The organism is Hoeflea prorocentri (genome assembly GCF_027944115.1).
Lineage (GTDB): Bacteria > Pseudomonadota > Alphaproteobacteria > Rhizobiales > Rhizobiaceae > Hoeflea_A > Hoeflea_A prorocentri.
Map to the genome: position 1 here is coordinate 1 of NZ_JAPJZI010000002.1, position 26,430 is coordinate 26,430.

Below are 26,430 nucleotides of genomic sequence, written 5' to 3' on the forward strand. Positions count from 1 at the left end.
TCAGGCTCAGGCTCAGGCTCAGGCTCAGGCTCAGGCTCAGGCTCAGGCTCAGGCTCAGGCTCAGGCTCAGGCTCAGGGATAAACTGCTGTGGCGCTTCCTCTAGCGGCGGTTCTTCGACAGGCGGAGCAATGTCCCCGGCTGGGGGCGACTGCTCGGCAAGCACCTCCTGCGTCTGGCCTTCGGCTTCAGTCTCCTCATCGGAGACGACCTTTTTCTTGCCGAACGAAAAAACCTTCTTGATGAAACCGAGTGCCATCTTTCGCCGCCGTTTCTAAATCAGGCCGCCGCGCGGGCGTCGTGGCCGCAAAGCCGTTGCCCGTCATGGCCGGTTATCTGCAATGGCACGATTGTGCCAGGCTGGCCGCCGCTCGTCTCGACCAGGGTGAAATTTTCTGACCGTCCGAGCCCCTCGCGCTCGATCAGGACGTTTTGAGCGCTGCCGACCATGCTCTCGAGATGACGCCGATGAGCCTCTTCGCCCTTTTCGCGAAGCCGGGCGGCGCGGGTCTTGATCAAGCCCCTGTCGAGCTGTGGCATGCGGGCCGCCGGCGTTCCCTCACGCGGCGAGAACGGGAAGACATGCAGGAATGACAGGCCGCATTCATCGACCAGGGACAGGGCGTTTTCGAACATCGTTTCTGTTTCGGTCGGAAAGCCGGCGATCAGATCGGCGCCGAGCGCCATGCCGGGCCGCAGGCTTTTGACTTCGTTGCAGAAGGCAATGGACTGATCGCGCAGGTGCCGGCGCTTCATGCGCTTCAAAATCATATCGTCGCCGTGCTGGAGCGAGAGATGCAGATAGGGCATGAAACGCGGCTCGTTGGCGATCAGATCCATCAGATGATCGTCCGCCTCGATCGAGTCGATCGAAGACAGCCGCAGGCGGGCAAGGTCGGGCACCTGCTCTAGGATTGTTCGGGCAAGAAGGCCGAGTGACGGTGTGCCGGGCAGATCGGCGCCATAGCTTGTGGCGTCGACACCGGTGATAACCACTTCCAGATAGCCATTGCCGACCAAACGCCTCACCTGCTCGACCACGGCGCCCATTGGCACCGAGCGGGAATTGCCCCGGCCATAGGGTATGATGCAGAAAGTGCAGCGATGGTCGCAGCCGTTCTGCACCTGAACGAAGGCGCGTGCGCGTCCCTCGATGGCGTCAACCATTTGCGGGGCCGTCGCCTTGACGCTCATGATGTCGTTGACGCGGATTTTTTCCTGCGCAGACACCCCGAAATCCGGCAGTTTCCGGTAGCTGCTGCTTTTCAGCTTTTCCTCATTGCCGAGAACCGCATCGACCTCGTCCATCTCGGCAAAGGCAGCAGCCTCTGTCTGTGCGGCGCAGCCGGTGACGATGATGCGGGCATGGGGATTGTCGCGGCGGGCGCGGCGGATTGCCTGTTTTGCCTGGCGCACGGCCTCGCCGGTTACGGCGCATGTGTTGACCACGATGGCGTTGTTGAGGCCGGCCTTTTCCGCCTCGCCGCGCATGACCTGCGATTCATAGGTGTTGAGGCGGCAGCCGAAAGTGATGATGTCGACACCGCTCACGCCCGGTTCTCCCCTTGCGGTGCATCGGGTTGCCAATGGCCGGTCGAGGGATCGAGCTGGCCGGAAAACTCCCATTCGGCGGGGCCGGTCATCGTCACCTTGTTGTTGTCCTCGTTCCAGTCGATGAGAAGCGGACCGCCCGGCACATTGACCGTGACGCGCCGTTCGGTTCTGCCGATGCGTGCGGCGGAAACAGCTGCCGCACAAGCCGCCGATCCACAGGCCCGGGTGAGGCCTGCCCCGCGTTCCCAGGTGCGCAGATCAAGCTCGTCCCTGGAGCGGATCCGGGCAATGGATATGTTTGCCCGCTCGGGAAAGACCGGATGGCTTTCAAGCAGCGGTCCGAAGCGGTCGAGATCATAGGAATTGACATCGTCGTCGACCCAGAACACCGCATGCGGATTGCCCATGGAGACAGCCGATGGCGAGTGCAGTACCGGCGCGTCGATCGGGCCGACCTGCAACTCGATCATGCGGGTGTCGCGAAATTCCTCGCCAAGCGGAATCTTTTCCCAGTTGAATTCCGGCGTGCCCATGTCGACGGATATCATGCCGTCTTCATGTTCGCGTGCATTCAGGATCCCGGCGACGGTCTGAAAGGTGAAAATCTGCTTGCCGGTTTCAGCGCCCAGGGCCTGAACGACGCATCGTGTACCGTTGCCGCAGGACTGTGCCTTGGAGCCGTCCGAATTGAGGATGTCGATATAGGCGTCCGTTCCCTTGATGCGCGGGTCGTGGATCGCCATGATCTGGTCGAAGGCGGTGGCCTTGTCGCCTGCGAGCGCAATGGCGGCCTCAGGCAACACGAAATCGGCGCGGCCACGCATATCGACCACGAGAATCTCGTTTCCCAGTCCGTTCATTTTTGCGAATTGAACCATTCCGGCCATCGGCCTGTCCTTTCAGGACGCTATATGGCCGAACTCATTGCAAATTACCAGATGCTGCCTTGCCGTCCGTCTGGCCGGTCCGCGACGTCGACGGCGGAATGTCCCAGCTTTCGCCGGGCCGCAGGGTTCTGAAGCGTGCCGGATCGACACTTTTCTGCGCCAGCGCGGCGGCCAACGCCTCAAGTGGCGCTTCGATCGCCTCATTGGTCAGCTGAAACGTTCCCCAATGGTGCCCGACTGCATGATCGGCGGCGCACAGTTCCAGTCCTTCTACGGCCTCCAACGGGTTTTGATGGTGATCCTTCATGAACCAGCGGGGCTCATAGGCGCCGATCGGCAGGATTGCCAGGCGGAAACCGCCATATTTTTCAAAGGCCATCTTGTAGTTGGTGCCGTCATGGAAGCCGGTGTCGCCGATATGGTAGATGCGCCCGGCTGGCGTCTCCAGAACAAAGGCGGCCCAAAGAGCCATGCGACGGTCGCGGCTGCCGCGGGCGGACCAATGGTGGCATGGTTCGAAATGGATACGCACGCCGCCCGCCAGATCGAGGGCATCGCCCCAATCGCCGGTCTCGATCTGCATATCCGGCACCGACGCATGAACGATGCGATCGTTTCCAAGCGGCGTGATCACCAGGGGACGGTGGTGTTTGTGAAGGCGCGCAAGGGTCCCGATGTCTAGATGATCGTAGTGGTTATGCGTCAGGAGCACGAGATCGATATCCGGCAGGCGGTCGAAAGCGATACCGGGCGCATTGATGCGTTTGGGGCCGATGAAGGAGAAAGGGGAAACACGCCGCGACCAGACCGGATCGGTCAGGATATTGAGGCCCGCGACCTGGATCAGCATGCTGGCATGCCCGATCATGGTGATCCTCAACCCGTCGCCATCTACCGTGGCATCGGGCATGGCATCGCCGACCGGGCTTTCGTAGCTTGGCGGCCACGGGTTGCGCTTTTCGCCGAACTGCCATTTTAGCAGATCACGCAGGCCGTTTGGCGGCCTGCCACCCGGATTGAAGAACCGGATGCCGTCGAAATGGTCGGAGGCCGGACCCTGATAGTATTTGTTGACAGGCTTCTTCTTGCCGCCGCGTCCAGAAACGGGTGGATCGGGGTGATTGTTCCTTTGATCCATGATCATGAGATAATCGGTGCAAACCGAGATTCAAGTCAATCATGCACTAGACCGGGTCCAGCGGCAGGTAGGGCCTGTCCTTCACCTTGCCGATGACCACTGATGTCTCGATGCCGGAAACGCCCGGCAGTTCAGCCAGCACCTCACGCAGATAGCGGTTGTAATCCGTCATTCCCGCCAGGCGCAGCATGAGGATATAATCGTGCGGGCCGGTTATGAGGTCGCAGCGTTGGACCTCCGGCAGCGCCATGATCCGGGATTCAAAGTCGGATATCGTCTTGCGGTCGCGGTTCAGAAGTTTGATGAACACGTAGATCGCCAGTTCCAATCCGCATTTTTCAGCATCGATGTCGGCGCGTACGCCGCGTATCACACCGGTTTCTTCCAGCCGGCGGATACGCCGGCGTGTCGGTGTGGGCGACAGGCCGACCGCCTGTGCAACGGTTTCAACGCTTGCCCGGCCGTCGCGGGTCAGCCTTGCAATTATCTTCCGGTCAATATTGTCGATCATTTTAGCGGAAAACCTCTATATCGATCCCGTATAATAGCAAAATAAGCGGGAAACGGCCAATCTACTCAGCATAAACTCCTCATTGGAGGAGGCGTTCCATGTCTTCAAAAAAAACCTTCCGCCGAACCGAAATCGGCGGTCATGAACTTCATCCGTCAACCCAGATGATGTCCTACGGCTATGAACCGTCCATGTCGGAAGGGGCTGTGAAGCCGCCGGTTTTCCTGACATCGACCTTTGCATTTCAGTCGGCGGAAGAAGGTGCGGCGTTCTTCGATGTCGTGGCGGGCCGCAAACCCGCGCCGGAGGAAGGCGGGGCCGGCGGGCTTGTCTACAGCCGTTTCAATCATCCGAATACGGAAATTGTCGAAGACAGGCTCGCATTGTTCGATGGCGCCGAGACGGCTTTGCTGACCTCATCCGGCATGGCGGCGATCAGCGCCATATTCCTGACTTTTCTGCGGCCCGGCGACTCCATCGTTCACTACACCCCGCTTTATGGCGGAACCGAATCGCTGATCGGCAAGGTGCTGCCGGGTTGGGGCATCAAGCCGATCCCCTTTGTGGACGGGCTGTCAGAAGGCGCGCTGATCTACACGCTGGAAAAGGCGGCGCGTCACGGGCCGGTGAAACTGCTTTATCTGGAGACGCCCGCCAATCCGACCAACGCAATGATCGATCTCGCAATGGCGCGCAGGGTTGTCGATACGTGGTCGAAAAGCTCCGGTCACCGGCCGCTGATTGTCTGCGACAACACCATGCTCGGGCCGGTGTTTCAAAAGCCTATTTCGCTCGGAACGGATATCTGCGTCTACTCGCTGACCAAATATGTCGGGGGGCACAGCGATCTGATCGCCGGCGGTATTACGGGTTCGAGGGATGTCTTGCATCCGGTGAGGATGACCCGCAGCGCCTTTGGGTTTCAGCTGGACCCGCATTCGTCGTGGATGCTTGCCCGCTCCATGGAGACCATGACGCTGCGCATGGAAAAGGCTGCCGACACAGGACGGCGCGTGGCTGACTGGCTTTCCATGAACACGATCATTCCATGCCGGGTTCTGCATCCCGAACACAATGCGGACGAACAGGCGCGCGCGGTCTATGACAGCCAGTGCAGCGGGCCTGGGTCGACCTTCTCATTCGTCGTCGAGGATGACCGTGCACTTGCCTTTCGCATTCTCAATGCGCTGCAGCTCTTCAAGCTGGCGGTCAGTCTCGGCGGAACGGAATCGCTTGTCTGTCATCCGGCCTCGACAACCCATTCGGGCGTGCCGCCGGTGGCGCGCGAGGCAGCCGGAGTGAGTGAAGGACTTGTCAGGCTGTCGGTTGGCCTGGAGCAGGCGGAGGATCTGATCGAGGATCTGAAGCAGGCCTTCACCAAGGCCTCAAACGGTGTTCTTTCTCTTGCTGGATGAACAATCGGGGCGAGCCTTGCTCTAGCGATCGGTCCAGCGCAGTGCCATTTCAGCCTTGTTCTGATAGGTCGCCTCAAAAATCGGAGCGGCCTGCGTCATTTCCATATGCAGCGTTTCCGAGCCGCAATTGCTGAAGCCGTGGCGGCATCCGGCGGGTATGATGACCGATTGCCCAGCCCTAAGGGTTTCGGTTTCGTCGTTCACCCAGACCTTGGCCATACCGTCGACCACGCGGATGACTTCTTCAACGGCATGGACATGAGTCGGCGCGCCGCATCCGGGGGCGGACCATTGGTCGAATATGCATAATTGACGGCAACCGGTCAGCAGTGAGGTGCGCATGCGCGTCGTGACGCCCGGCCACCATTCCTCCATTGGCTGGCTATCCTGGTCGATGATCCTCATCGGCGCCTCCCGCACCATCAAATTAACGGATTGATTATCAACCGGCGATCACGCCGGGTTCAAGTGAATTGATGCGCATGAGTGCAACGAACTGGTATTCTTGAATCGCCTTCCCGGCTAATGTGGCATTTGCAACACAGCTGCCGCCTGCCATATGGAGACACGCGTTGTCTGCAATAGAACTTGTCACGAAACAGTTCCGCAATACAAAGCGGCTGGACCAATTGCCAAAGCGCGTCCAAGAGGCGCTTGAAACGCGGGAACGCGCCAATGAAATCATGGCGCGCCTCATACAGCTCACCATCGTTATCCTGTTTTCGGTGATTTACATCGTCAGCCCGAAAACCAGTCCGGACGAGGCCTTTTCACCGGTTCCCCTGGTGCTCGGCGCCTATCTGATCATCAGCGTGATCGGTCTTATCTGGTCGATGCGTTACAGGCTGCCGCACTGGTCGGTCTACGGCTCCATCCTTTTCGACTTCGGACTGCTGTACAGTCTGATGATCAGTTTTCATCTTCAGTATATGCAGCCGGCATCCTTCATCCTGAAAGCGCCGACGCTGCTTTATGTGTTCATTTTCATCGCCATTCGTGCCCTGCGGTTCGAGGCGCGGTTCGTTATTGCCGCCGGTGCCATGGCAGCGGTGGGCTGGGGCGTGATGATCTTTTATGTGACGCGCATCGACCCCGGCGATAACATGCTGACGCGCTCCTATGTGGAATATCTTACTTCCAATTCCATTTTGATCGGAGCGGAGGTCGACAAGATCCTTTCTATCCTGTTGGTCACCGGTGTTTTGACGCTTGTCGTCAATGCGTCCAAGAACCTTCTGGTCAGCGCTGTGACAGAGGAGCAGGCGGCGAGCGATCTGTCGCGGTTTTTCGACACCAGCATTGCCAGCGGGATACGCCAGAGCGCCGACAGGCTGGAGGCCGGAGAGGGCGAAAACCGTGAGGCGGCGATCCTTTTTGTCGACATTCGCGGCTTCACCCGCACCGCCGCGACCATGGAAGCCTCCGACGTCATGCGTACACTGTCGCGTTATCACAGCCGTGTCGTTCCCATTATTCAGGAGTGCGGGGGTGTGATCGACAAATTCATGGGCGATGGGATCATGGCGACGTTCAGCTTTGACGGTGACCGTGCCGAGGCGTCGTTACGGGCCGTGGTTGCGGCTGAACGCATCCTTCGGGACGCCGATCTCTGGGACACCCAGGAACCGGCGCTCAAGGCGATCGGTCAAAACGGTATCGGAATAGGTATAGCATCGGGCCCCGTGGCGTTTGGGGCGGTCGGGCAGGAGAACCGTCTGGAAATCACGGTTATCGGATCGGCGGTTAATCATTGCGCCAAGCTGGAAAAACACAACAAAGTCCTGGGTACGCGCTTGATTGCAGCGGTTGATACCTGGCGGGATGCGCTTTCCAAGGGTTATCACGGCGGTCTGACAGCCGAGATAAGAGCCGACAGTCTGGAGGGCATTGTGCAGCCGCAGGAGATTGCGGTTCTGTCGCTAAAGGACGAAACGTCTCCGGTGTCGGAAGACGAGGGCGAAAGGATTGCCACCGTTCCTGCTGGCGTCAAACCTCAAACGGCTCCCAACTGAACCCGCGCAAAGCGCGGCTTTGCATCAGAATTCGTCCCAGTTGTCCTGATCGGCTGCCGGTGCCTTTGCGGTATTGCCTGCCGGCTTGAAGGCGCTGGTCAGTGCCCTGACCATCTTGTGAGCGGGCGACGGCGTGCCAGGCGTATCGGCATCCGCTTCCCGCAGGCGCGGGGGTTGCTGTGCGGCGGCTGTGCCCGAAAGGCGAAACTGGCCGATCTGTTGCGACAGGCCGGATACGTCCTCGGCAAGCTGGTGGGTGACCGCTGTTGTCTGTTCGACCATTGCGGCATTTTGCTGTGTCATCTGATCCATCTGGTTGACCGAAGCATTGACCTCCTCAATGCCTGTCAGCTGCTCATTGGCTGCTGTCGCGATGGCATTGATCGTGTCGTTTATGCTCGTGACGTGCTCAGAAATCTGGGACAGGGCCTCGCCGGTGGCGCGCACCATTTTGACGCCATTGTTGACCTCGCCGCCGGATTTTGTGATCAGCTCCTTGATTTCCTGCGCGGCAACGGCAGCACGCTGAGCAAGTTCACGCACCTCCTGAGCGACCACGGCAAAACCCTTGCCCGCTTCACCGGCGCGTGCGGCTTCGACGCCGGCATTGAGCGCCAGCAGGCTGGTCTGGAAAGCAATTTCATCAATGACATTGATGATGTTGGAAATCTCGGCGGACGCCGTCTCGATGCCTTCCATCGCGGTGATGGCTTCCGATACCACGGCCCTCGACTTTTCCGCATCGACCTGGGCGGCGCTTGCCATGTTGGCGGCCTCGCCGGCGCGTTCGGTGGTTCCCTTGACGACGGAGGTTATCTGCTCAAGGGCGGCGGAGGATTCCTCGAGCGAGGCTGCCTGTTGTTCGGTCCGGCGCGACAGGTCGTCGGCCGATGTGCGCATCTCGCGGGAATTGTTATCGATGGATGCGGTGCTGGTGCTGATATTGCCCAGCGTCATATTCAGCTTTTCGACTGAGGCGTTGAAATCGGTTCTCAGCCGTTCAAGACCCGCGAGGAATGGCTTGTCGAGGTGGACAGTCAGGTCGCCCTCGGAAAGGCGGGCAAGGCCATCGGCAAGCGCGTCGACGGCTTCCTGCATGCGGCGCGTTTCTTCAGCTTTGGCCGCTTCCCGCTCGGCGCGTTCGCGGTCGCTGAGTGAGCGGTTTTCTTCTGCTTCGCGCTCAAGCCGCTCCTTCTCAATGGCCGCGTCACGGAAGACGGCGACCGATCGCACCATCTCGCCGATTTCGTCCTTGCGGCCCTCGCCCTGCAGATCCAGATCGGTGTTGCCCTCAGCCAGCTCGGACATGCTTCCGACCAGCCTCGATATGGGTCTGGTGATTGTTCGCGAGAACAGCACGGCGGCCAGGAGAGCGGCGGCCAGCAAACCGAGTGCAATCAGGAGCACGATATTGCGCAGGGATGCGATGCCGGCGAGCGCTTCGGACCGGTCTATGATGGCAGCGACCAGCCAGTCGGAGCCGCCGAAATCGACCCGGGCAAAGGCGACCTTCGCGACCATGTTTCGGTATCCGTGAAGGTCGCCGGTCGTCATCTGATCGCGGGTTGTCTGTGCAATCAGCGGGGTTTCCAGGCGTGTCTTCAGGGCATTGTCCTCAGGTGATTTGACCGAGTCCGAGATCAGGACACCGTCTTTGCGGACAAGAAGCGTCTCACCGGTTTCACCGAGGCCGGTGGTGTTGTTCATGATCTGGGCAATCATTCCGTTGGGCATCTGCAGCGCGACGACACCATGAATATCCGTGCCGACCACGATGGGTGCGGCGACAAAAGCTGCCGGTGCATCATTGGACGGGGCATAGGGCTGATAGTCCGTCAGAATGAAGGGCTTGTCCGTGCCGGTCGCCATGACATCGCGGAAAATCCTGCCGAGATCGGAATCTTTCCACTGTCCGTCAAGAACATTGGTCGCAAAGTCGCTTTCCTTTTCGACCGTATAAACAACGTTACCGGCGGCATCGATAATGAAGAGATCGTAGTAGCCGTCGTCCTGGATGAAGTTGCGAAATCCGGAGTGATATTTTGCGTGGGTGGAATCGTATCCATCCTTGTCGGCGGTTTCGAGCAGGTTCTTCTGGCCGGCAGGATGCGGATTGTTTTCGATGTAGCGGCCCTGCAGTTCTGTCATGGGATGGTCGCCCAGAAAGCGCCAGCCAAAACTGAATGCGCTTAGAGCGCTCCTGATGTCCTCATCGGTTGCAAGGGCCTGAACGTCTTCCGAGACATCGTCAAGATAGGTTTCGATCTGATTTCTGCGACCGTCCACCAGAGCCTCAAGTTTCTCGAAGGATTTCTCCTCAAGTGCCTGAGAACTGATGACGAGGGAGGCAACGCTGGATGCGCCGATGGCAACCACTGTCAGTATGGCCGCAGCGAGCGGAAGTTTTCGGGAAATCAGCATGGATTAGCGCTTTGCCTCTGATCGGGAAGCGGGCATGCCCGACAGGGCCGCCGAAATCGCGCATCATGCAAATGGACAAAATCCATGGGTCCGGCGGGTTAAATCTATGAGTGTCAGTGTTAATCGGCAGTTAATATTCCCGCATTTCGATATAAATTGCGCCAATACACGCAATTGTATATCAGCCTCTGTTCAAAGCGTGTGGCCAATGTGGCCAGAGAGGATCAGGCAGCTCTGCAGATGCAGAGCTTCAAGCTTTGTGTTCGGGGTTTCCATGGCGTGTGGGGCCGACCGCTGGACGGGTCAGTCCTGTATCAGTTCATCGACCGTGGTGTTGAGCACTTTGGCAATTTTGCAGATTGCCGAAAGCGTTGGCCGTCTCGAGCCGTCTTCGATGCCTGCTACATAGTGTTCATCGAGCCCGGTTCGGGCAGCAAGCTGACGCAGGCTCATACCGCTCAATTCACGGCTATAGGTGACGGCGCTGCCACTATGGCGTGCAGCCTGTGCAATCTCCTGGGTCGCCGGTTCAATAGCCGGCTCAATGGCGGCCTCGACAAGAGACTGGGCTGCCATGGATTCGGCAAGTTCCAGCGAATCGTGCATGGCGTGGAATTCATGCTCCTTCAAAATGACGAACCGCTCCCCGTTGCCGGGAGCCGTGAACGTGCTGATTTCGGAGATAGAGTTGTGGAGCTTGAGTGTCGCCGACTCCCCCCGGTTGCCGTTGGCATGGAAGCTTCGCGCAGCGTTGTTTTTCATCAGGCCTCTCGATGACGCAGTGTGTGTTTAATCGCTCGCCCAGGATGGGGAGATTATATCTTCGTTTGAAAAAGTACAACTTTCTCAGCGGTTTTTAATAGAATCACTATGTAACAGAATTGATGGCCTGTCGCATTTTAGACACAAAATCGCTTGGGGAAAAACACGATTGATTCCCGATTAGGTTGCTTTCCGGGCTAATGAACGCTCCGCCAGTCAAAGCGGAATTCGGATTGCGATCAGTCCGGTGCGCTTCAATACCCAATGGATGCGGTGCCGATACCCTTTCCAGATCGCCTCTTTCTGTCAGGCTCCTGCAGGAAAACGGACTCCCCATCGCCGAGGAGCCTCTCCGATCACAAGGTATGCTGTTCGGGGTCGAGCGTCACCGACCACAACTCCCGGTCGGCCCGGTCCATTGGACGGACGGTCAATTCGGTTTTGGGAAGTGTGTCACTCGGGTCTCCCTGCTTTCGGTTGAGCTGTCCGACACGTCAATGTTTCAGTGCGGTGTTACGCCGCCATGGCCGCCCTTTGAATGCTACTTGAAGGCATTTCCGACAGGGCGGTTCAAATTCCCATGCCTTTCCGGCGTTACACGTGCCGCGAGTCTGTCAGGGATGGATGCAACGTGTATCACGTCCGATTTGCAACGGATTCGGAAAGTGACCGCTACCGGATGTGCCGCGCCACAATTTGGCACGCAGTTGGATTCTTAGCTGTGCGTCCATGGTGGTGGCTCGTACCACGCACAAGGCGAACCGTCACACTGGCAACAAGTGACTGGAGTAAGAGTTTATGGGTAGACAAGCTAGAACAATGGGCGGGTTTGCAGCCGGTCTTGCCAGGCGGCAGGTGCCTGCACGTGGTCCGGGGCGTCTGGTTGCAATCGGCGTCGTCACGGTCTTTGGCATTCTGGCAGGTTCCGCTGTTGGAGCGGCGCTTTACCGGACCGTTCTGCAGGAACCTGCCGCGACGGCCATGTCGATGCTTGAGGTGGCGCCTGCCGCGATTGCCGCCGAAAACGAAAAGCCGGCGGCAAGGATTGCGGCCAAGCCGGATGCTGAACCGAACGATTTGGCAACAGCCAGCGTTGTTGGGGACGCGGCCTCGTCAACGCAAAACGGGGGCAAGCCGCAGGGCGGGATAGCAAATTCCGCTTCAGCCGCCGTTACGGCGAGTTCTGTCGAGCGGGCAGCGGATGCACGCTTCGTGCGCCGTGAAACCGATACGCGTGCGCCCAGTGTCCATGTGTCGCCCGCACGCTTCAAAACTGCCTTTGCACAGCCCATTTTGGCGGGAACCCTTACTGACAGCGGCGAGACCGTGGACGCCGCGCGTACGGGATCGATCATACCGCCGTCCGCAATAGTCGAGTTCGCGGAAACAGAATCCGAAATTATCGAGATGGAAAGCAAGCTGACGGCGCTTGGCGCGGAGCATTTCAAAGTGCCGCAACAATCATCCGTCGTGCCTGTGCCTGCGCCACCCGTTGCCGCGACTGCATTGCCTGAGCCGGGTCTCGTCAACGCGAAGACCCGCAAATGGGTCAATATGCGTTCGGCTCCCAACAATAAGGCGCGGGTGCTGGCGGTGGTGCCGGCACAGGCCGATATATTCGCCGATGAAAACTGCACGCGCTGGTGCGGTGTTGTTTATGAGGGCCGCAAAGGCTTCATCTACAGAACCTTCATCACCCGGGCGGAACGCAGCAGCAAGCCTGTTAAAGTTGCGTCGGTCGCAACCGATGATGACGGTGCATTCAAGGCTTCGTCCGTCTCGGCCTATGCGGTGGCGAATGCAGAAGCTGAGAATATGGGCTTCAAGAAAGGCTGCGCCCGCAAATGGGTGAACCTGCGCGCCGGACCCAGCAGCAAGTCCGAGGTGCTGACCATCGTGCCGGCGGATGCGGAGATCATGGTCGAGACCGACTGTAAATGGTGCGGTGTCGTCTACAAGGGTCAGAAGGGCTACATCTACAAATCCTTTGTCATGTACGAAGACGAGAACAACGGTTGAGCGGCGGCAGCCGTTACCGCCCGGCAGTGTATGAGTAAGCCGGGCGGTTCTCGTCCGTTCGTCGAGACGGTGGAATTCCTACCGGTCACCATCCGAAAAGCGAGCCTCTAGACCAATCGGTCTAGAGGTATATTTGCGCACAATGTGCGCCCCTCGGGTCGTGAGATAGATGACGATTGGTCCTGCGCGCCGGCGAGATTTCTGTTCGACATCGTGCGCCGAATTTCGAATTTTCGGGTAAATCCGGCGGCGCGGGAGCGGTTTTTGACTTCTGTGGATCAGGTCTGAAGATCGTCGGCTCAGCGGTTTCGCGCTTGGAATCTGGCTGATTGCTCAACAGGGGCACGAATATCAGAGGATTTTCAACTATCTGAGTTCATTGAACTAAATCCGCCAGCCGCCTGCTAGACGACTGGTCGGTTTAGCTGCGCATCTCCTTAGGCCGTGAGGTAAGATAGACCATTTATGGCGCGATAGGGAGCGCTGAGATTCCGACTTTTCCACATTAGGGGCCATATGTGGGTTCTCTGTCACATCATTCCTGACCGCCAGGGTCTAGAGATGGGCCGGCCGATTGATTACCCAGTATTTGCAAATTGGGTACGAGCCCGAAGCGTCGGAGTGATTAAATGGCATTGAAGAGCATGGTGATGGAGTTCGGTAGCGGCGTCGATATACGCGGCGGCGATTGTACCAAGGCAGCGGTGCGCGCTGTGGAGGCAGCCCTGCGGCACAACTCCATCACATTCGCGCAGGCCTTCGATCAACCGAGGGAAGCGATGGTCATCAGGGTTGCGATCGGCGTGCCGCGACCCGATGAGGTCGATACCGGCAAAGTGGCAGGCGTGCTTCCCTATGGCTCTGCTGAGGTTCGTGTCGAAGAGGGCGGGATGGAGATCGCGCGCGATGATGGCGGCGTCGGCACGACTCTCGCCAATGCGGCCCTGACTGTTTACCTCGATGTGCCGGAAGGAGGCATGGCATGAGCGACCAGAAGACCCTCAAACGCATCATGCTTGAGATGGGCACGGGCAATGCGTTGCATTCGATGGATTACACCAGGGCGGCGATCCGCGCGGTCGAGGACGCCACCCGTCATTCCTCGCTGACCATGTTCCGCAGTCTCGGCATCGACCCGGACACGATGCAGATCGAGCTGACACTCGCTGCCCGGGAACCGGAGAAGATCAATCTGGACGCGGTGTCCAAAGCCCTGCCCTACGGCACCGTTATTCCAAAGGCCGTCAAGGGCGGGCTCAATGTGATGGATGAGACCAGCGGCCATCCGGTCGTTATCGTCAATGCCGGCCTTGTTGTTCGGGTACCGCTCTGCTCCGCATGTGCTGCGGTCTAATTGTCAATGGCATGCAATTTGGATTCATCAATTAGGGCAACCAGAAAGAGGCCAAGAACTGTCGAGAGCAACACCGGCCAGTAGGCGAGGCTCATACCCGCAGCAAAGGACTGGCTGATGATCGACCTGATCCTGTCGGCTTCCCCGGCACTGTAGCGGGCGAGCACCTCTCCGGCTGCTGCCGCCTTTGCGGATCCCGCATTGAGAATTGAGATATCGGCCGAGGAAATGGAAATTCCGGCCTCCCGGAGCGCGCCCTGAATGCGCATAAGGCCGGAGCCGTACATGATGGCTGTGGCCACCGCCACGCCGATCGCGCCATAGGCCAGATGCAGCATGAAGGACAAGCCGCCGGCAAGACCGGCCCGGGAGGCGGCCACCGCGCTGACGGTGGCGGTGCCGGAAGTGCCCACGGCCAGCGGGGCGCCGAAGCTGATCAGCAGCATGGCCGGCAAAATGGCGTAGTACCCCCATGATGAGGGCAGGAGGATCACGCTGGCGCAGCCCAGCGCGATGAGGACATAACCGGCAAAAAGAAGCCGCTTTGTGCTGTAGGGCTTGTAGAAATTTCCCGCGACAATCGAACCGACCGCCAGGGGCAGCATCAGCGGGATCATGCCGAAGGAGGCGGTCAGAACCGACCAGCCGAGCACCCTTTGCATGAACTGCGGAACATAAAGGAAAGCGACAAAGAAGGACGGCACCATGAGCGCGTTGAGCCAAAGTATCAGCATGAACGCGCGATTGCGCAGCAATTGCGGCGGCAAAAGCGGATCGGCGACCCGGCTTTCCACGAATGGAAACACCAGAAAGAGCAACAGGCTCAGGCACAGAATGCCGATGACGGATAGCGAGCCCCAGCCCCAATCGGTGCCGACATCGAGAACAAACAGCAGCGCCAATATGGCTGAAGACAGGATCAGGATGCCGGAATAGTCGATCTGTTCGTTTTCCGCCTGGGGCGGCTGCCGGGAGATCAGACGGAAGACAAGCAGGGCCGCAATGCTGCCCAGTACTGCATTGACCAGAAAAAACAGCCGCCAGTCGCCAAGATCGGATGCAACGCCGCCGATGAGCGGTCCGATCACATTGCCGCTTGTGACGCCAGCCAGGATGAGCCCCATGACAAGGCCGCGCTGGTCCTCGGTGGCATTGGTTGCGCCAAGCGCAATAGTGCTTAGCCAGATAAGTGCCGCACCCAATCCCTGAACCGCGCGCGCGGCGATCAGAAAACCGATATCCGGGGCAAGGAGACAGCCGACCGACGCGATGATGAAAAGCCCGAGACCGATGAGCAGCACGCGCCGCCGGTCATGGGTATCGCCGAGGCGTCCTCCGGTTACCATGAACATGGCAAATGACAGGGCGTAGATGTTGAGAACCCACTGCGTGGTTGTGATGTCGGCGGCCAGTTCGGATTCGATGGATGGCACAAGCAGAAGCGCGCCGGTAAAATCCGTGCCGATCGTAAAGGCCGTGATCATCAGCGTCGCGATGCCCAGGACCGTATGGCCGCCAACGGGACCCGCTTGCTTTTCTGCCGACATTGGACCTCACCTTTTTTAAGATCAGGACTGCTGCCCGTTCGACATCCGCACCCGATTGATGTCTCTCTTACAGAAACGGTACCCGCAGGCCGGCGGCACTGTCCACGCCACATCTTCCTTGACAATTGCCGGGCATTGCTGTTTATCCGCCGCATTCCGCGACGAGTTGATAACTCCGAGCAGCTGACCGGGACCCGTGCAGGTATAAAGAGATCCCGGAAGCCAACACCCGGCAGCGCGATGCGCCCCCGGGTGCCTTAGTGCTTTGCATGCAGGTCTTGTCAAAGGCGCGGGAGATAACGATCTTTCAGGAACAGCCCTGAAAGCAAAGGAACAACGGATGTTTGAGAGCCTTCAAGACCGCCTTGGATCGATCCTCAATGGACTGACCGGCCGTGGTGCGCTTTCCGAAAAGGATGTGTCGGCGGCGCTGCGCGAGGTTCGGCGGGCGCTGCTGGAAGCCGATGTGGCGCTTGAAGTCGTTCGCGGTTTTACCGACAAGGTCCGTGAACAGGCCGTTGGCGCCGAGGTGCTCAAATCCATCAAGCCCGGGCAGATGGTCGTCAAGATCGTCCATGACGAGCTTGTCGAGATGCTTGGCGCGGAGGGCGTGCCCATCGATCTCAATGCCCCGGCTCCCGTTGTCGTCATGATGGTCGGCCTTCAGGGTTCGGGCAAAACCACGACGAGCGGCAAGATCGCGGCAAGGCTTTCCTTGCGCGACAAGAAAAAGACACTGATGGCCTCGCTCGACACACGCAGGCCCGCCGCGCAGGAACAGTTGCGTCAGCTTGGCGAACAGACCGGCATCGACACGCTGCCGATTGTTGCCGGCCAGTCGCCGACCGAGATCGCGGCACGTGCGGTGCAGGCGGCCAAGCTTGGCGGCCATGATGTCGTCATCCTCGATACGGCAGGACGAACCCATATCGATGAGCCTTTGATGGTCGAGATGGCCGATATCAAGGCAAAGGCGAACCCTCATGAAATCCTGCTTGTCGCCGATGCGCTGACCGGTCAGGACGCCGTTAACCTGGCACGCAATTTCGACGAACGGGTCGGCATTACCGGTCTTGTCCTGACACGCATGGACGGCGATGGCCGCGGCGGCGCGGCTCTTTCGATGCGAGCGGTGACCGGCAAGCCGATCAAGCTGATCGGTACCGGCGAAAAGATGGACGCGCTGGAGGAATTCCATCCGCGCCGTATTGCCGACCGTATTCTCGGCATGGGCGATATCGTCTCGCTGGTCGAAAAGGCCGCCGAAACGATCGACGCCGAGAAGGCGCAGGTCATGGCCGAGCGCATGAAGGCCGGCAAGTTCGACCTCAACGACCTCGCGGAACAGCTCAAACAGATGCAGAAGATGGGCGGCATGTCCGGCTTCATGGGCCTGATGCCCGGCATGGGCAAGATGAAGGACCAGATCGCCGCTGCCGGGCTGGACGATACGGTGTTTCGCCAGCAGCTTGCCATCATTTCCTCGATGACGAGGAAGGAGCGGGCCAATCCGGACATTCTCAAACATTCGCGCAAGAAACGCATTGCGGCGGGTTCGGGCACCAGTTCGGCGGATATCAACAAGCTTTTGAAGATGCACCGGCAGATGGCCGACATGATGAAGGCCATGGGCGGCAAGGGCAAGAAGGCCGGCATGCTCGGCAAGATGATGGGCGGGCTGACCGGCGGTATGGGTGGCATGGGCGGCATGCCCGACCCCAAGCAGCTTGAAGCTCTGCAGAAACAGGCGGAAGCCGCCGGCCTTGGACAGGGCGGCGGATTGCCGGGGCTTGGCGGCGCCAAGCTTCCCGGTCTCGGCGGACCCAAGCTTCCGGGTGTCGGCGGGCTTCCCGGCCTGCCCAAGAAAAAGTGAGCCAATGACGATCGATCCGCAAGAGCGACTGAACGAACTGAGACGATCCATCGATAATTTCGATGCGGCGCTCATCCATATTCTGGCCGAACGCTTTCGCTGCACGCAGGCGGTGGGGCAGCTTAAGGCCGAATTCGATATGCCGCCCGCCGATCCGGCAAGGGAAAAGCGGCAGGTCGAACGCCTGCGAAAACTCGCTGAGGAGGCCGATCTCGATTCCGATTTCGCCGAAGCCTTCCTCAATTTCATCATCAAGGAGGTCATCCGTCACCACGAAGCCTTTCGGCACGGTGCGAACGGGAAGTGACCCTCTGCAAGCAAATCCGAACACGTTCTTAAAGGAAAATTGAATGTCTTTGAAAATTCGTCTGGCCCGCGGTGGGTCGAAAAAACGCCCCTACTACCACGTTGTGATCGCCGATGTGCGTGCACCGCGCGATGGCCGCTTTATCGAGCGTGTTGGCCGCTGGAACCCCATGCTGCCGAAGGATGCCGCGCGCGTTGAACTGAACGAAGAGCGCATCAAGTACTGGATGGAGCAGGGCGCCAAGCCGACCGACCGCGTTCTGCGCTTCCTTGATGAAGCAGGCATTGCCAAGCGCCCGGCGCGCAACAATCCGAAAAAGGCGCTGCCAGGCAAGAAGGCGCAGGAGCGTCTTGAAGAACTGAAGGCGAAGGAAGAAGAAGCCGCAGCCGCTGCCTCCGAGGCTGAAGCCGCACCGGCCGAGGAAGCACCGGCCGAAGAAGCAGCCGTTGAAGAAACCGCTGCGGAATAAGGCGGAACGCCATTGATTGCGAACGGGCGGCTGATAAGGCCGCCCGTTTGTTGTATGGAGCGTGTCATGGCAAAAGATGACGACCGCGTCCTGATGGCTGAGATCGGCGCCCCGCACGGGTTGCGCGGCGAGGTGCGCGCCAAGTTCTATACGGAAGATCCGCAGACGCTGGGCAGCTACGGACCGCTCTTTGACGAGAAGGGGCGGGCCTTCAAGGTGCTTTCGGTGCGCCCGGCCAAAAATGTCGTTGTGCTGCGCCTTGAGGGTGTTTCCGGCCGGGAAGCGGCAGAGGCAATGAAGGGCACCGCTCTTTATATATCACGGGACAGTCTGCCGGATGACGGGCTGGAGGACGACGAGTTCTTCCAGACAGACCTTGTCGGGCTTGCGGTCCTCGATGACGCGGGAAAGGCCTACGGAACCGTTACGAGCGTGCACAATTTCGGCGCCGGCGATATCCTCGAACTTGCAGATCCCGGCAAGCGGGCGGTGATGATCCCGTTTTCGGAAACCGCGGTTTGCGACATCAACTGGGATGACGGGCAACTCATCGTCGATCCGGTCGCGGCCGGCCTTGACGATCAGGGTGAGGATGAGGGACCTGGAAGCAGGCGGCGGCGTCCGCCGAAGCACCGGCCGGCAACATCCCGCAAGGACAGTCGTTCATGAGTTTCCGCGCCAGCGTGCTGACCCTTTATCCGCAGATGTTCCCTGGCCATCTGGAGCATTCCCTGGCCGGCCGGGCGCTTGAACGCGGCGACTGGACCTTGGAAACGGTGCAGATCAGGGATTTTGCCGGCGACAGGCACCGTACCGTTGACGATACGCCTGCGGGTGGCGGCGCCGGCATGGTGCTGAAACCCGATGTTCTGGCCGCCGCGATCGATCATGCCAGCCCGAGAGACGATGCCCGGCCGCGCCTGCTGATGAGCCCGCGCGGGACGCCGCTGACCCAGGAGCGTGTGCGGACGTTGGCAAAGGGTGCCGGGGCAGTCATTGTCTGCGGACGGTTCGAGGGCGTCGATCAGCGGGTTATCGAGGCGCGCGGGCTGGAGGAGGTTTCGGTCGGCGACTACATCCTGTCCGGCGGTGAGCCGGCCGCCCTGGTTTTGCTCGACGCTGTGGTGCGGCTGCTACCGGGTGTCATGGGCAACGACGCATCCGGTCAGTCGGAGAGCTTTGAGGACGGCCTGCTTGAATATCCGCACTATACGCGCCCTGCGATATTTGAGGATCGGCCCATCCCCGATGTCCTTTTGTCCGGCGACCATGGACGGGTCGATGTCTGGCGCCGCGAACAGGCTGAAAAGCTGACGCGTGAGAGGCGGCCGGATCTTCTGGAAGTCAAAAAAAAGACACCAAAGGGATGACAATCGGGCCCTGTTGGTGTATTTGCCCCGCAAATCGGTTTAATCCGAGACCATCAAGCAAAGAATGGTGAACCCGCTGCGCCGAAAGGCGACCCCCGAGGCAAGGACCGAAGGGCAGTCAAGCGCTCTGGCCGTTTTAGAACAAGAAAGGTTCTGGACCATGGATATTATCCGTGAACTTGAGGCCGAGCAGGCCGCAAAGATCGAAGCCAAACGCAAACTGCCGGAATTCTCGCCCGGCGATACGCTTCGCGTTTCCGTTCGCGTGACGGAAGGCAGCCGTACCCGCGTACAGGCCTATGAGGGTGTGTGTATCGCCCGGTCCGGTGGCGGCATCAATGAGAACTTCACCGTTCGCAAGATTTCCTACGGCGAAGGCGTCGAGCGTGTCTTCCCGATCTATTCGCCGATGGTCGAGGGTGTTGAGGTGGTGCGCCGCGGTAAGGTGCGCCGCGCGAAACTCTACTATCTGCGCGAGCGCCGCGGTAAATCCGCCCGCATCACCGAGAACACAAATATCCGTGCCCGTAAGCTGAACGATGCCGAGCGCCAGGCGCTTGCCGAGGAAAAGGCGCGGATCGAAGCCGAGAAGATTGCAGCCGCTGAGGCTCTGGCCGCCGAAAAGGCAGCCGCCGAGGCTGAAGAAAAGGCAGCGGCGGAAGCTGCGGCCAAGGCTGCCGAGGAGCCGGTGGAAAGCAATTCCGCGCCTGAGGATCAGGCGTCGAGCTAGTTTCAGCCGACAATCGGATGAGTTTGAAACGCGCGCCGGTCCGGCGTGCGTTTTTTGTTTGCGCAGATGGCATTTGCGAAAACCTGCGACGACTTGTCTTGCCGGACGGATTCGTGACATTGTTCGCATTCGCCGGCGCTGGATCAAAAGCCCGGCAATCCAGGGAGTTGTTCATGTCTATAGTCAAAACCGTTTTGGCAGCGGCGCTCGCTGCAATGATCGCGCCGGCTGGCGCCATTTCAGCCGATCTGCCGGACCTTGGCGGAAAGACCGTCACCGTCGTGACCGAAAACGCCTATCCGCCGCTTCAGTTCATCGATCCGAAAACCGGAAACCAGATCGGTTGGGAATATGATGCGATGGATGAGATCGCCAAGCGCCTCAACATGAAGGTCGAGTACCAGAACACCAGTTGGGATGCGATGATCCAGGCCGTGTCCGATGCGCAGTACGATGTCGGCATGACGGGGATCACCATCAAGGAAGAACGCAAGGAAAAGGTGGATTTCTCGGCGCCCTATATGCGCTCCGAGATGTTCATGCTTGTGCGCGGCGACGAGGAACGCTTTGCCGACCATACAAGTTTTGCAGCCCTTGAAGACGGGTTGGTCGGTGCGCAGTCAGGCACGACGCCCTTTTATGTCGCGGTTTACGATGTGCTTGACGGCAATGAACAAAATCCGCGTATCAAGCTGTTTGAGACGTTTGGGGCACAGGTCCAGGCGCTCAGGGCAGGAGATGTCGATCTGGTGTTGACGGACGGCACGGCCGGGCAGGGTTATGTCAAGGCCTCGGATGGAGCGCTGAAACTTATCGGCGAACCGCTCGGAACCGAGGATTTCGGCTTCATCTTTCCCAAGGGATCAGATCTCGTGGCTCCGATTGACGCCGCGATTGCGGATATGAAAGCCGACGGCACGATCGACGCGCTCAACACCAAGTGGTTCCTGGAATACGAGCTCGGCAAATAACAACACTGCCAAACCCGTGAACCAAAGCCTGCGGGCAGGACGCCCTGCCCGCATACCGACCGGACGCTATGGCCGCTAGCAGACCTTCAAGCGACAAGGATTTTCCATACTGGCTCGTCGCCGCGGGGATTATCGCCGCCGTGATTGCCATCATCATTGCGACAAATGACCTTTATACCCAGGTCCTTTCGATCGTGTCTAAGGGCGTATGGGTGACCATCTTCGTGACGCTGGTGGGGTTTACGCTGGCTTCGATCCTCGGCCTGATCATCGCGGTCATGGGCCTGTCGCGCTCGCTGATCCTTCGGCAGATCGCCCGGTTCTATGTCGAGATCATTCGCGGCGTGCCTATCCTGGTGCTTTTGTTTTACATCGCCTTTGTCGGTGCGCCGGGCTTTGTCGTTGCCTGGAATTTTCTGACCACGCCGCTACAGGAAGCCGGGCTGATCGAACCGCTGAAGGTTCGCGATATCTCACTGATGTGGCGGGCGATCATATCCCTGACAATCGGCTATTCGGCCTTCATCTCGGAGGTTTTCAGGGCCGGGATCCTGGCTGTCGATGAGGGGCAGATCGAGGCGGCGCAGGCGCTCGGTCTGTCGCGCTGGCAACGTTTTCGTCTGATCATCATGCCCCAGGCGCTGCGAACCATCCTTCCGCCGCTCGGCAATGACTTCGTCGCGATGGTCAAGGATTCCTCGCTGGTTTCCGTGCTCGGCGTCGCGGACCTGACGCAGATGGGCAAGGTCTACGCATCCGGATCGTTCCGCTTCTTTGAAACCTACTCCATCGTCGCCTATATATATCTCCTGCTTACGGTCGGCCTGTCGCTCATGCTCCGAGCGCTTGAACGGCGGCTTCGCCGGGCCGGCTTTGATGCGGATGCCGGCTGATTGCCGCATCGCTAAAAGCTTGATAAGAACGGTTCCAATGACCCAGAACATGATCATTGCAGGCATGAAATATACCGGCCGTGTCCGTTGCGGGACGTCGATTGCCTACCTGCCAGTGCATGATCACAAGCGGTTGCCGGGGCGGTTTTTCGCCCGCCTGCGGCACTCTGACGGCCTTCTCTAGCAAGAGCCTCAACCGTACCTAGCCATTGACCGTCTAATCGGACCTTTACCTATGACTGAAGCAAAAACTCTTTATGACAAAATCTGGGACGAGCATGTCGTCAACGAGCAGGAGGACGGAACCTGCCTGCTCTATATCGATCGCCATCTGGTCCATGAAGTGACCAGTCCGCAAGCCTTCGAGGGCCTGCGCATGAGCGGACGCGGCGTACGCCATCCGCACCGCACGCTGGCGGTCGTCGATCACAACGTGCCGACCACGCCCGACCGCAAGGAAGGCATCAAGAACGAGGAAAGCCGCATCCAGGTGGAAGCGCTTGCCAAGAACGCGGCCGAGTTCGGTGTCGATTATTTCCATGAAGCCGATATCCGCCAGGGTATCGTGCATATCGTCGGACCGGAGCAAGGCTTCACGCTTCCCGGCACCACCATCGTGTGCGGTGACAGCCACACATCCACACATGGCGCGTTCGGAGCGCTCGCCCACGGAATCGGAACGTCCGAGGTCGAGCATGTGCTTGCCACGCAGACGCTGATCCAGAAGAAAGCCAAGAATATGCTGGTGCGGGTGGACAATACCGTCCCCGAAGGCGTTACCGCCAAGGATATCATCCTGGCGATCATTGGCGAGATCGGCACGGCTGGCGGTACGGGCCATGTGATCGAGTTTGCGGGGCGGGCCATCACGGATCTGTCGATGGAAGGCCGCATGACGGTTTGCAACATGACGATCGAAGGCGGTGCGCGCGCCGGCCTTATTGCGCCGGACGAAAAGGCATTCGAATATCTCAAGGGGCGCCCGCGGGCGCCGCAGGGCGAACACTGGGATATGGCGGTCGAGCACTGGAAGACCTTGCGTACCGACGAGGGTGCGGAGTTTGACCGCACGGTTGTTCTCGATGCGCAGCACCTGCCGCCCATCGTTTCCTGGGGGTCTTCTCCGGAAGATGTGGTTTCCGTCACCGGCGTGGTGCCGAACCCGGACGATATCCAGGATGAAAACAAACGGGCATCCAAACAGCGTGCGCTCGACTATATGGGGCTGACAGCCGGAACCAGGATCACCGATATTCCGATCGACCGGGTCTTTATCGGTTCCTGCACAAATGGGCGTATCGAGGACCTGCGCGCCGCGGCAGCGGTCTTGAGCGGGCACCAGGTCAATGAAGGTGTCAATGCCATGGTTGTTCCGGGCTCGGGCCTTGTCAAATCGCAGGCCGAGCAGGAAGGACTCGACCGTATCTTCATCGATGCCGGCTTCGAGTGGCGGGAGCCGGGATGCTCCATGTGCCTGGCCATGAATGACGACAGGCTAAAGCCTGAGGAACGTTGCGCGTCGACATCGAACAGGAATTTCGAAGGTCGTCAGGGGTACCGTGGCCGCACCCACCTGGTCTCGCCTGCGATGGCTGCGGCGGCTGCCGTTGCCGGACGGTTCGTCGATATTCGCGACTGGTAACCTTCCGTAAACCAAGACTTCTTTCCCTTTGGGGGCGGGTTTGTAATCCGCCCCTTTATTGTGTTTTGTGCCCGCAATTGCGTGGCCGGGCATCTATTCGTTTACTTCAAATTAGGCCCTTTCGTGTACTCGCTATGTCTAAGGGGGACGATGTGGGTTTGTCATACATCCATGCGGTCAATATGGGGCTTGCAGCCGCGGTCATATGCGGATTGTCGGCGATATTCCTGTTTGACCGAAGCCGTAAATCGGCCCTTTGGTGGATGCTCAGCTTTGCCGCCGTCCTGCTTTCGGCCCTGTCATCGGCCGCGCTTCCGTTTGTAACGGCGCAACCGATAGCCGGCTATGTTTCCTTCGCGTTCACCATCATGGCGATCACCTGTCTGAATGTCGGGATAGCCTGGCACTACCGGGTCGCCACGCCGTGGCGGATCATTGACACGGTTGTCGCGGTTACACTCGTCGTGACCTTCATATCAACAATGGTGTTGCCGATCGGTCCGGTTTCCTGGACTGTCGAAGCGGTATCGCTTGCCGGTGCGCAAGCGGTCGGATTGTTCATCCTGATGCGATCCGAAAAGGGCAAACGGGACCGGGTGTTTATCGCGTTTCTGGCCCTTTCCATGCTGAACTTCCTGTCACATCCGGTGCTGGAAATGATGGCCCGGATTGAAAATGTGCAAAATGGCCTGGCCGATGCTGCCGTCGCCATGCACATCAACAATGCGCTGATCATGATCGGCCTTGCCACCTTCCTCATGCTGAGGCTTGCCAATCAACTGCTTGCTGATCTGAAAGGCCAATCGGAAACCGATGCGCTCTCTGGCCTTCTCAACAGAAACGGTTTCAACGCGGCGGTGCATTCAGCCCGCGACCGGCGGTCTAGCAAGGGGACCGCGTCCCTCGTCATCTGCGACCTGGATCATTTCAAGTCGATCAACGATCAGCACGGCCACCATGTCGGCGATCGCGTCATAGCCGCATTTGGCCGGCTCGTGCGCGCTGGCGCGCGTGATGGCGACGTGTGCGGCCGTGTCGGCGGTGAGGAGTTCTGCATATACCTGCTGAATTCGGATGCGCGCGCTGCGCGCCTGTTCGCCGAATGGCTCAGGGTCGCGTTTGCATCAACAAGCTATTCGGAACTGAGTTCCAATACGCGCTTTACCGCAAGCTTCGGCGTCACACAGGTTCAGGCGGACGAGACAATAGAAGAAGCCTATGTGCGTGCCGACAAGGCGCTCTATCAGGCCAAGCGTGATGGACGCAATTGCGTCCGCTCGGTCGGAGAAGCGTCGGAGCTATCCGGAATTAAATTCTCATCCGCCGCTGGCTAAAGCGGCCTTTCATCGTCAAGGCCGAATGATGCAGATCTTTGTCTGATCGTCGCAGTCCATCGCCGGCTGGGCATCACCCACATCGATGATTTTCGGTCCGGGTCTCGGCAGCATTTTCTTCGGCGGATTGATCGGCGCATAGTTGCCCCGGTCGCGATCGACATAGAAATAGATGCCGTTGCCCTTGAACTGGCGGGCGGATATGGCGCCGGAATAGGTGCCGACACCCTTGATCTTGGTCGGTAAACCACCATCGGCATTGGCCGGGGCCACGGCGAGCATCGGTGCAATCATTGCAGCGACGGCGAGGGATACGAGTGAACGCTTGGACATGGCAAAGCTCGTTTCGTTAACCAATGCGGACAACCCCGCATGTTGACTCATTCAACCGCACACGGATATCCGTCTGTTAAATCTAGGGTTTTCACTGCTTGTTTGCCAAGGGCGGGGATGTAAACCTTTTGTTAAGGTTAACAGCCGCACATCTCACTTAATGGCGGGTGACCTTTTGTTTCAATCTAAGCCAGACTTGCTCTATGAGTAAGGCAAATGTCCATGAAAGCGGAGTATTGCGGGCACCATGACTGCCGAACCGAAAATCGATATCAAACTGATGCGGCTGAAAGATGCGCACGAACTTGCCCCTCTGATTGCTGCCTATGCGCAGTCGCTCAAGCGCGGCGCGCCCCGCAGGCCGGACGAGTTCTATGCCGAAACGCTGCTTCAGGACCGGGTGGCGCAGCTCCTGGGTGCGCGGATCGATGGTGAACTGGTCGGGTTTCTGATCTTCTACGATTTGCCGGATGCTGTCACCGGCATGCGCTTCGGTCAGGTCGATCACCTTTATGTCCATCACGCGCAGCGCCGAAAGGGCATCGCCAAGGCCATGCTGGATGTGCTTTGCGAGGATGGTGAATCACGTGGGTGGAGCAAGCTGGTGCTCAATGCGCCGCGGCAGCCGGACGAAGGCAGAAAGCTCTACGAGAGTCTCGCCGCCACCGCCGATTGGGCGGGATTCGTCATCAGTTTCGAGCGATAGGGGCAGTATGGCCGCGTGTTTTGCAGCAATATTGCGCGGTGCAAGATTTTTTTCTGCCGGGTTTATATCGCGAATTTAGACTTTTGACGCCTTTCAATCGATTTGGAAGCGTTCTAAGAGTCGTAAAGCCGTGGAGACGACCGGTTTTGTCATAAACCACGGTGTATTCAGCGCTTTGACGCAC

The 26,430-nt window shown here is 59.1% G+C and carries 25 protein-coding genes and 1 pseudogene; 16 read left to right on the forward strand and 10 right to left on the reverse strand.

From position 1 onward, the window contains the following. The 5 genes and pseudogenes from OQ273_RS21585 to OQ273_RS21605 form a co-directional block, all read right to left on the reverse strand. A pseudogene (locus tag OQ273_RS21585) lies at positions 1–257 on the reverse strand (signal recognition particle-docking protein FtsY); the annotation flags it as partial. Positions 258–277: 20 nt separating this feature from the next. Beyond that, positions 278–1,549: a tRNA (N(6)-L-threonylcarbamoyladenosine(37)-C(2))-methylthiotransferase MtaB gene (gene mtaB / locus OQ273_RS21590; RefSeq protein WP_267993178.1), complete on the reverse strand. Its 1,272-nt coding sequence runs from the start codon at positions 1,547–1,549 to the stop codon at positions 278–280. Continuing rightward, a complete protein-coding gene (gene dapF / locus OQ273_RS21595) occupies positions 1,546–2,439 on the reverse strand; it encodes a diaminopimelate epimerase (protein WP_267993179.1) in 894 nt (297 codons plus the stop codon). The genes mtaB and dapF overlap by 4 nt, the downstream gene beginning before the upstream one ends. A gap of 34 nt (positions 2,440–2,473) precedes the next feature. Continuing rightward, complete coding sequence (locus OQ273_RS21600; RefSeq protein WP_267993180.1) at positions 2,474–3,583, reverse strand: MBL fold metallo-hydrolase; 1,110 nt, start codon at positions 3,581–3,583, stop codon at positions 2,474–2,476. Positions 3,584–3,623: 40 nt separating this feature from the next. Next, positions 3,624–4,088 carry an Lrp/AsnC family transcriptional regulator gene (locus OQ273_RS21605; protein WP_267993181.1) on the reverse strand — a complete coding sequence of 155 codons (465 nt, stop codon included), beginning with the start codon at positions 4,086–4,088 and terminating at the stop codon, positions 3,624–3,626. A gap of 98 nt (positions 4,089–4,186) precedes the next feature. Between OQ273_RS21605 and OQ273_RS21610 the strand changes: the two genes are divergently transcribed. Continuing rightward, on the forward strand, positions 4,187–5,503 hold the full coding sequence (locus tag OQ273_RS21610; protein WP_267993182.1) for a cystathionine gamma-synthase family protein: 1,317 nt from the start codon (positions 4,187–4,189) through the stop codon (positions 5,501–5,503). A gap of 21 nt (positions 5,504–5,524) precedes the next feature. Here OQ273_RS21610 and OQ273_RS21615 read toward each other — a convergent pair whose 3' ends face one another. Next, on the reverse strand, positions 5,525–5,908 hold the full coding sequence (locus tag OQ273_RS21615) for a cupin domain-containing protein (RefSeq protein WP_267993183.1): 384 nt from the start codon (positions 5,906–5,908) through the stop codon (positions 5,525–5,527). A gap of 167 nt (positions 5,909–6,075) precedes the next feature. On the opposite strand from OQ273_RS21615, the gene OQ273_RS21620 reads away from it, so the two are divergent. After that, on the forward strand, positions 6,076–7,515 hold the full coding sequence (locus OQ273_RS21620; RefSeq protein ID WP_267993184.1) for an adenylate/guanylate cyclase domain-containing protein: 1,440 nt from the start codon (positions 6,076–6,078) through the stop codon (positions 7,513–7,515). Positions 7,516–7,539: 24 nt separating this feature from the next. Here OQ273_RS21620 and OQ273_RS21625 read toward each other — a convergent pair whose 3' ends face one another. Beyond that, positions 7,540–9,936: a methyl-accepting chemotaxis protein gene (locus tag OQ273_RS21625; RefSeq protein ID WP_267993185.1), complete on the reverse strand. Its 2,397-nt coding sequence runs from the start codon at positions 9,934–9,936 to the stop codon at positions 7,540–7,542. Between the two features lie 303 nt (positions 9,937–10,239). Continuing rightward, entirely contained in the window at positions 10,240–10,698 is a 459-nt protein-coding gene (locus OQ273_RS21630; RefSeq protein ID WP_267993186.1) for a helix-turn-helix domain-containing protein, read from the reverse strand. 798 nt (positions 10,699–11,496) lie between these two features. Between OQ273_RS21630 and OQ273_RS21635 the strand changes: the two genes are divergently transcribed. The 3 genes from OQ273_RS21635 to OQ273_RS21645 all read left to right on the forward strand — a co-directional run bounded on the left by OQ273_RS21635 (position 11,497) and on the right by OQ273_RS21645 (position 14,071). Continuing rightward, a complete protein-coding gene (locus tag OQ273_RS21635) occupies positions 11,497–12,717 on the forward strand; it encodes an SH3 domain-containing protein (protein WP_267993187.1) in 1,221 nt (406 codons plus the stop codon). A 629-nt stretch (positions 12,718–13,346) separates the two neighbouring features. Then, positions 13,347–13,703, forward strand: coding sequence for a Lin0512 family protein (locus OQ273_RS21640; RefSeq protein ID WP_267993188.1), 357 nt, complete (start codon positions 13,347–13,349; stop codon positions 13,701–13,703). Beyond that, positions 13,700–14,071, forward strand: coding sequence for a Lin0512 family protein (locus OQ273_RS21645; RefSeq protein WP_267993189.1), 372 nt, complete (start codon positions 13,700–13,702; stop codon positions 14,069–14,071). Before OQ273_RS21640 ends, OQ273_RS21645 begins: the two co-directional genes overlap by 4 nt. Here the strand turns inward: OQ273_RS21645 and OQ273_RS21650 are convergent. Beyond that, positions 14,068–15,618 (reverse strand): MFS transporter, encoded by a 1,551-nt coding sequence (locus OQ273_RS21650; protein ID WP_267993190.1) that lies wholly within the window; start codon positions 15,616–15,618, stop codon positions 14,068–14,070. The genes OQ273_RS21645 and OQ273_RS21650 overlap by 4 nt on opposite strands. Before the next feature lie 340 nt (positions 15,619–15,958). On the opposite strand from OQ273_RS21650, the gene ffh reads away from it, so the two are divergent. From ffh to OQ273_RS21700, 10 genes are all read left to right on the forward strand, one after another. Next, entirely contained in the window at positions 15,959–17,491 is a 1,533-nt protein-coding gene (gene ffh / locus OQ273_RS21655; RefSeq protein ID WP_267993191.1) for a signal recognition particle protein, read from the forward strand. Between the two features lie 4 nt (positions 17,492–17,495). Next, on the forward strand, positions 17,496–17,798 hold the full coding sequence (locus OQ273_RS21660; RefSeq protein WP_267993192.1) for a chorismate mutase: 303 nt from the start codon (positions 17,496–17,498) through the stop codon (positions 17,796–17,798). A 43-nt stretch (positions 17,799–17,841) separates the two neighbouring features. Further along, positions 17,842–18,267: a 30S ribosomal protein S16 gene (gene rpsP / locus OQ273_RS21665; protein ID WP_267993193.1), complete on the forward strand. Its 426-nt coding sequence runs from the start codon at positions 17,842–17,844 to the stop codon at positions 18,265–18,267. 66 nt (positions 18,268–18,333) lie between these two features. After that, positions 18,334–18,936 carry a ribosome maturation factor RimM gene (gene rimM, locus OQ273_RS21670; protein ID WP_267993194.1) on the forward strand — a complete coding sequence of 201 codons (603 nt, stop codon included), beginning with the start codon at positions 18,334–18,336 and terminating at the stop codon, positions 18,934–18,936. Further along, positions 18,933–19,637, forward strand: a complete 705-nt coding sequence (trmD, locus tag OQ273_RS21675) for a tRNA (guanosine(37)-N1)-methyltransferase TrmD (RefSeq protein WP_267993195.1) — start codon at positions 18,933–18,935, stop codon at positions 19,635–19,637. The genes rimM and trmD overlap by 4 nt, the downstream gene beginning before the upstream one ends. Before the next feature lie 160 nt (positions 19,638–19,797). Continuing rightward, a complete protein-coding gene (rplS, locus tag OQ273_RS21680; protein ID WP_267993196.1) occupies positions 19,798–20,367 on the forward strand; it encodes a 50S ribosomal protein L19 in 570 nt (189 codons plus the stop codon). Positions 20,368–20,540: 173 nt separating this feature from the next. Next, positions 20,541–21,338, forward strand: coding sequence for a transporter substrate-binding domain-containing protein (locus tag OQ273_RS21685; RefSeq protein ID WP_267993197.1), 798 nt, complete (start codon positions 20,541–20,543; stop codon positions 21,336–21,338). Positions 21,339–21,406: 68 nt separating this feature from the next. Beyond that, positions 21,407–22,231, forward strand: coding sequence for an amino acid ABC transporter permease (locus OQ273_RS21690; RefSeq protein ID WP_267993198.1), 825 nt, complete (start codon positions 21,407–21,409; stop codon positions 22,229–22,231). 235 nt (positions 22,232–22,466) lie between these two features. Further along, positions 22,467–23,873, forward strand: coding sequence for a 3-isopropylmalate dehydratase large subunit (leuC, locus tag OQ273_RS21695; RefSeq protein WP_267993199.1), 1,407 nt, complete (start codon positions 22,467–22,469; stop codon positions 23,871–23,873). A gap of 152 nt (positions 23,874–24,025) precedes the next feature. Continuing rightward, on the forward strand, positions 24,026–25,207 hold the full coding sequence (locus OQ273_RS21700; RefSeq protein WP_267993200.1) for a GGDEF domain-containing protein: 1,182 nt from the start codon (positions 24,026–24,028) through the stop codon (positions 25,205–25,207). Positions 25,208–25,222: 15 nt separating this feature from the next. Here the strand turns inward: OQ273_RS21700 and OQ273_RS21705 are convergent, their stop codons facing one another. Beyond that, complete coding sequence (locus OQ273_RS21705; protein ID WP_267993201.1) at positions 25,223–25,540, reverse strand: transporter family protein; 318 nt, start codon at positions 25,538–25,540, stop codon at positions 25,223–25,225. Between the two features lie 247 nt (positions 25,541–25,787). Here OQ273_RS21705 and OQ273_RS21710 point away from each other — a divergent pair, with 247 nt between their 5' ends. Continuing rightward, on the forward strand, positions 25,788–26,246 hold the full coding sequence (locus tag OQ273_RS21710; RefSeq protein ID WP_267993202.1) for a GNAT family N-acetyltransferase: 459 nt from the start codon (positions 25,788–25,790) through the stop codon (positions 26,244–26,246). Positions 26,247–26,430 lie beyond the last annotated feature (184 nt).

Bases quoted from the DNA above. Each gene is read 5' to 3' on its own strand.
- dapF (WP_267993179.1), bottom strand. From the start codon at position 2,439: ATGGCCGGAATGGTTCAATTCGCAAAAATGAACGGACTGGGAAACGAG.
- OQ273_RS21600 (WP_267993180.1), bottom strand. From the start codon at position 3,583: ATGATCATGGATCAAAGGAACAATCACCCCGATCCACCCGTTTCTGGA.
- OQ273_RS21605 (WP_267993181.1), bottom strand. From the start codon at position 4,088: ATGATCGACAATATTGACCGGAAGATAATTGCAAGGCTGACCCGCGAC.
- OQ273_RS21610 (WP_267993182.1), top strand. From the start codon at position 4,187: ATGTCTTCAAAAAAAACCTTCCGCCGAACCGAAATCGGCGGTCATGAA.
- OQ273_RS21615 (WP_267993183.1), bottom strand. From the start codon at position 5,908: ATGAGGATCATCGACCAGGATAGCCAGCCAATGGAGGAATGGTGGCCG.
- OQ273_RS21625 (WP_267993185.1), bottom strand. From the start codon at position 9,936: ATGCTGATTTCCCGAAAACTTCCGCTCGCTGCGGCCATACTGACAGTG.
- OQ273_RS21630 (WP_267993186.1), bottom strand. From the start codon at position 10,698: ATGAAAAACAACGCTGCGCGAAGCTTCCATGCCAACGGCAACCGGGGG.
- OQ273_RS21635 (WP_267993187.1), top strand. From the start codon at position 11,497: ATGGGTAGACAAGCTAGAACAATGGGCGGGTTTGCAGCCGGTCTTGCC.
- OQ273_RS21640 (WP_267993188.1), top strand. From the start codon at position 13,347: ATGGCATTGAAGAGCATGGTGATGGAGTTCGGTAGCGGCGTCGATATA.
- OQ273_RS21645 (WP_267993189.1), top strand. From the start codon at position 13,700: ATGAGCGACCAGAAGACCCTCAAACGCATCATGCTTGAGATGGGCACG.
- OQ273_RS21650 (WP_267993190.1), bottom strand. From the start codon at position 15,618: ATGTCGGCAGAAAAGCAAGCGGGTCCCGTTGGCGGCCATACGGTCCTG.
- ffh (WP_267993191.1), top strand. From the start codon at position 15,959: ATGTTTGAGAGCCTTCAAGACCGCCTTGGATCGATCCTCAATGGACTG.
- OQ273_RS21660 (WP_267993192.1), top strand. From the start codon at position 17,496: ATGACGATCGATCCGCAAGAGCGACTGAACGAACTGAGACGATCCATC.
- rpsP (WP_267993193.1), top strand. From the start codon at position 17,842: ATGTCTTTGAAAATTCGTCTGGCCCGCGGTGGGTCGAAAAAACGCCCC.
- rimM (WP_267993194.1), top strand. From the start codon at position 18,334: ATGGCAAAAGATGACGACCGCGTCCTGATGGCTGAGATCGGCGCCCCG.
- trmD (WP_267993195.1), top strand. From the start codon at position 18,933: ATGAGTTTCCGCGCCAGCGTGCTGACCCTTTATCCGCAGATGTTCCCT.
- rplS (WP_267993196.1), top strand. From the start codon at position 19,798: ATGGATATTATCCGTGAACTTGAGGCCGAGCAGGCCGCAAAGATCGAA.
- OQ273_RS21685 (WP_267993197.1), top strand. From the start codon at position 20,541: ATGTCTATAGTCAAAACCGTTTTGGCAGCGGCGCTCGCTGCAATGATC.
- OQ273_RS21690 (WP_267993198.1), top strand. From the start codon at position 21,407: ATGGCCGCTAGCAGACCTTCAAGCGACAAGGATTTTCCATACTGGCTC.
- leuC (WP_267993199.1), top strand. From the start codon at position 22,467: ATGACTGAAGCAAAAACTCTTTATGACAAAATCTGGGACGAGCATGTC.
- OQ273_RS21705 (WP_267993201.1), bottom strand. From the start codon at position 25,540: ATGTCCAAGCGTTCACTCGTATCCCTCGCCGTCGCTGCAATGATTGCA.
- OQ273_RS21710 (WP_267993202.1), top strand. From the start codon at position 25,788: ATGACTGCCGAACCGAAAATCGATATCAAACTGATGCGGCTGAAAGAT.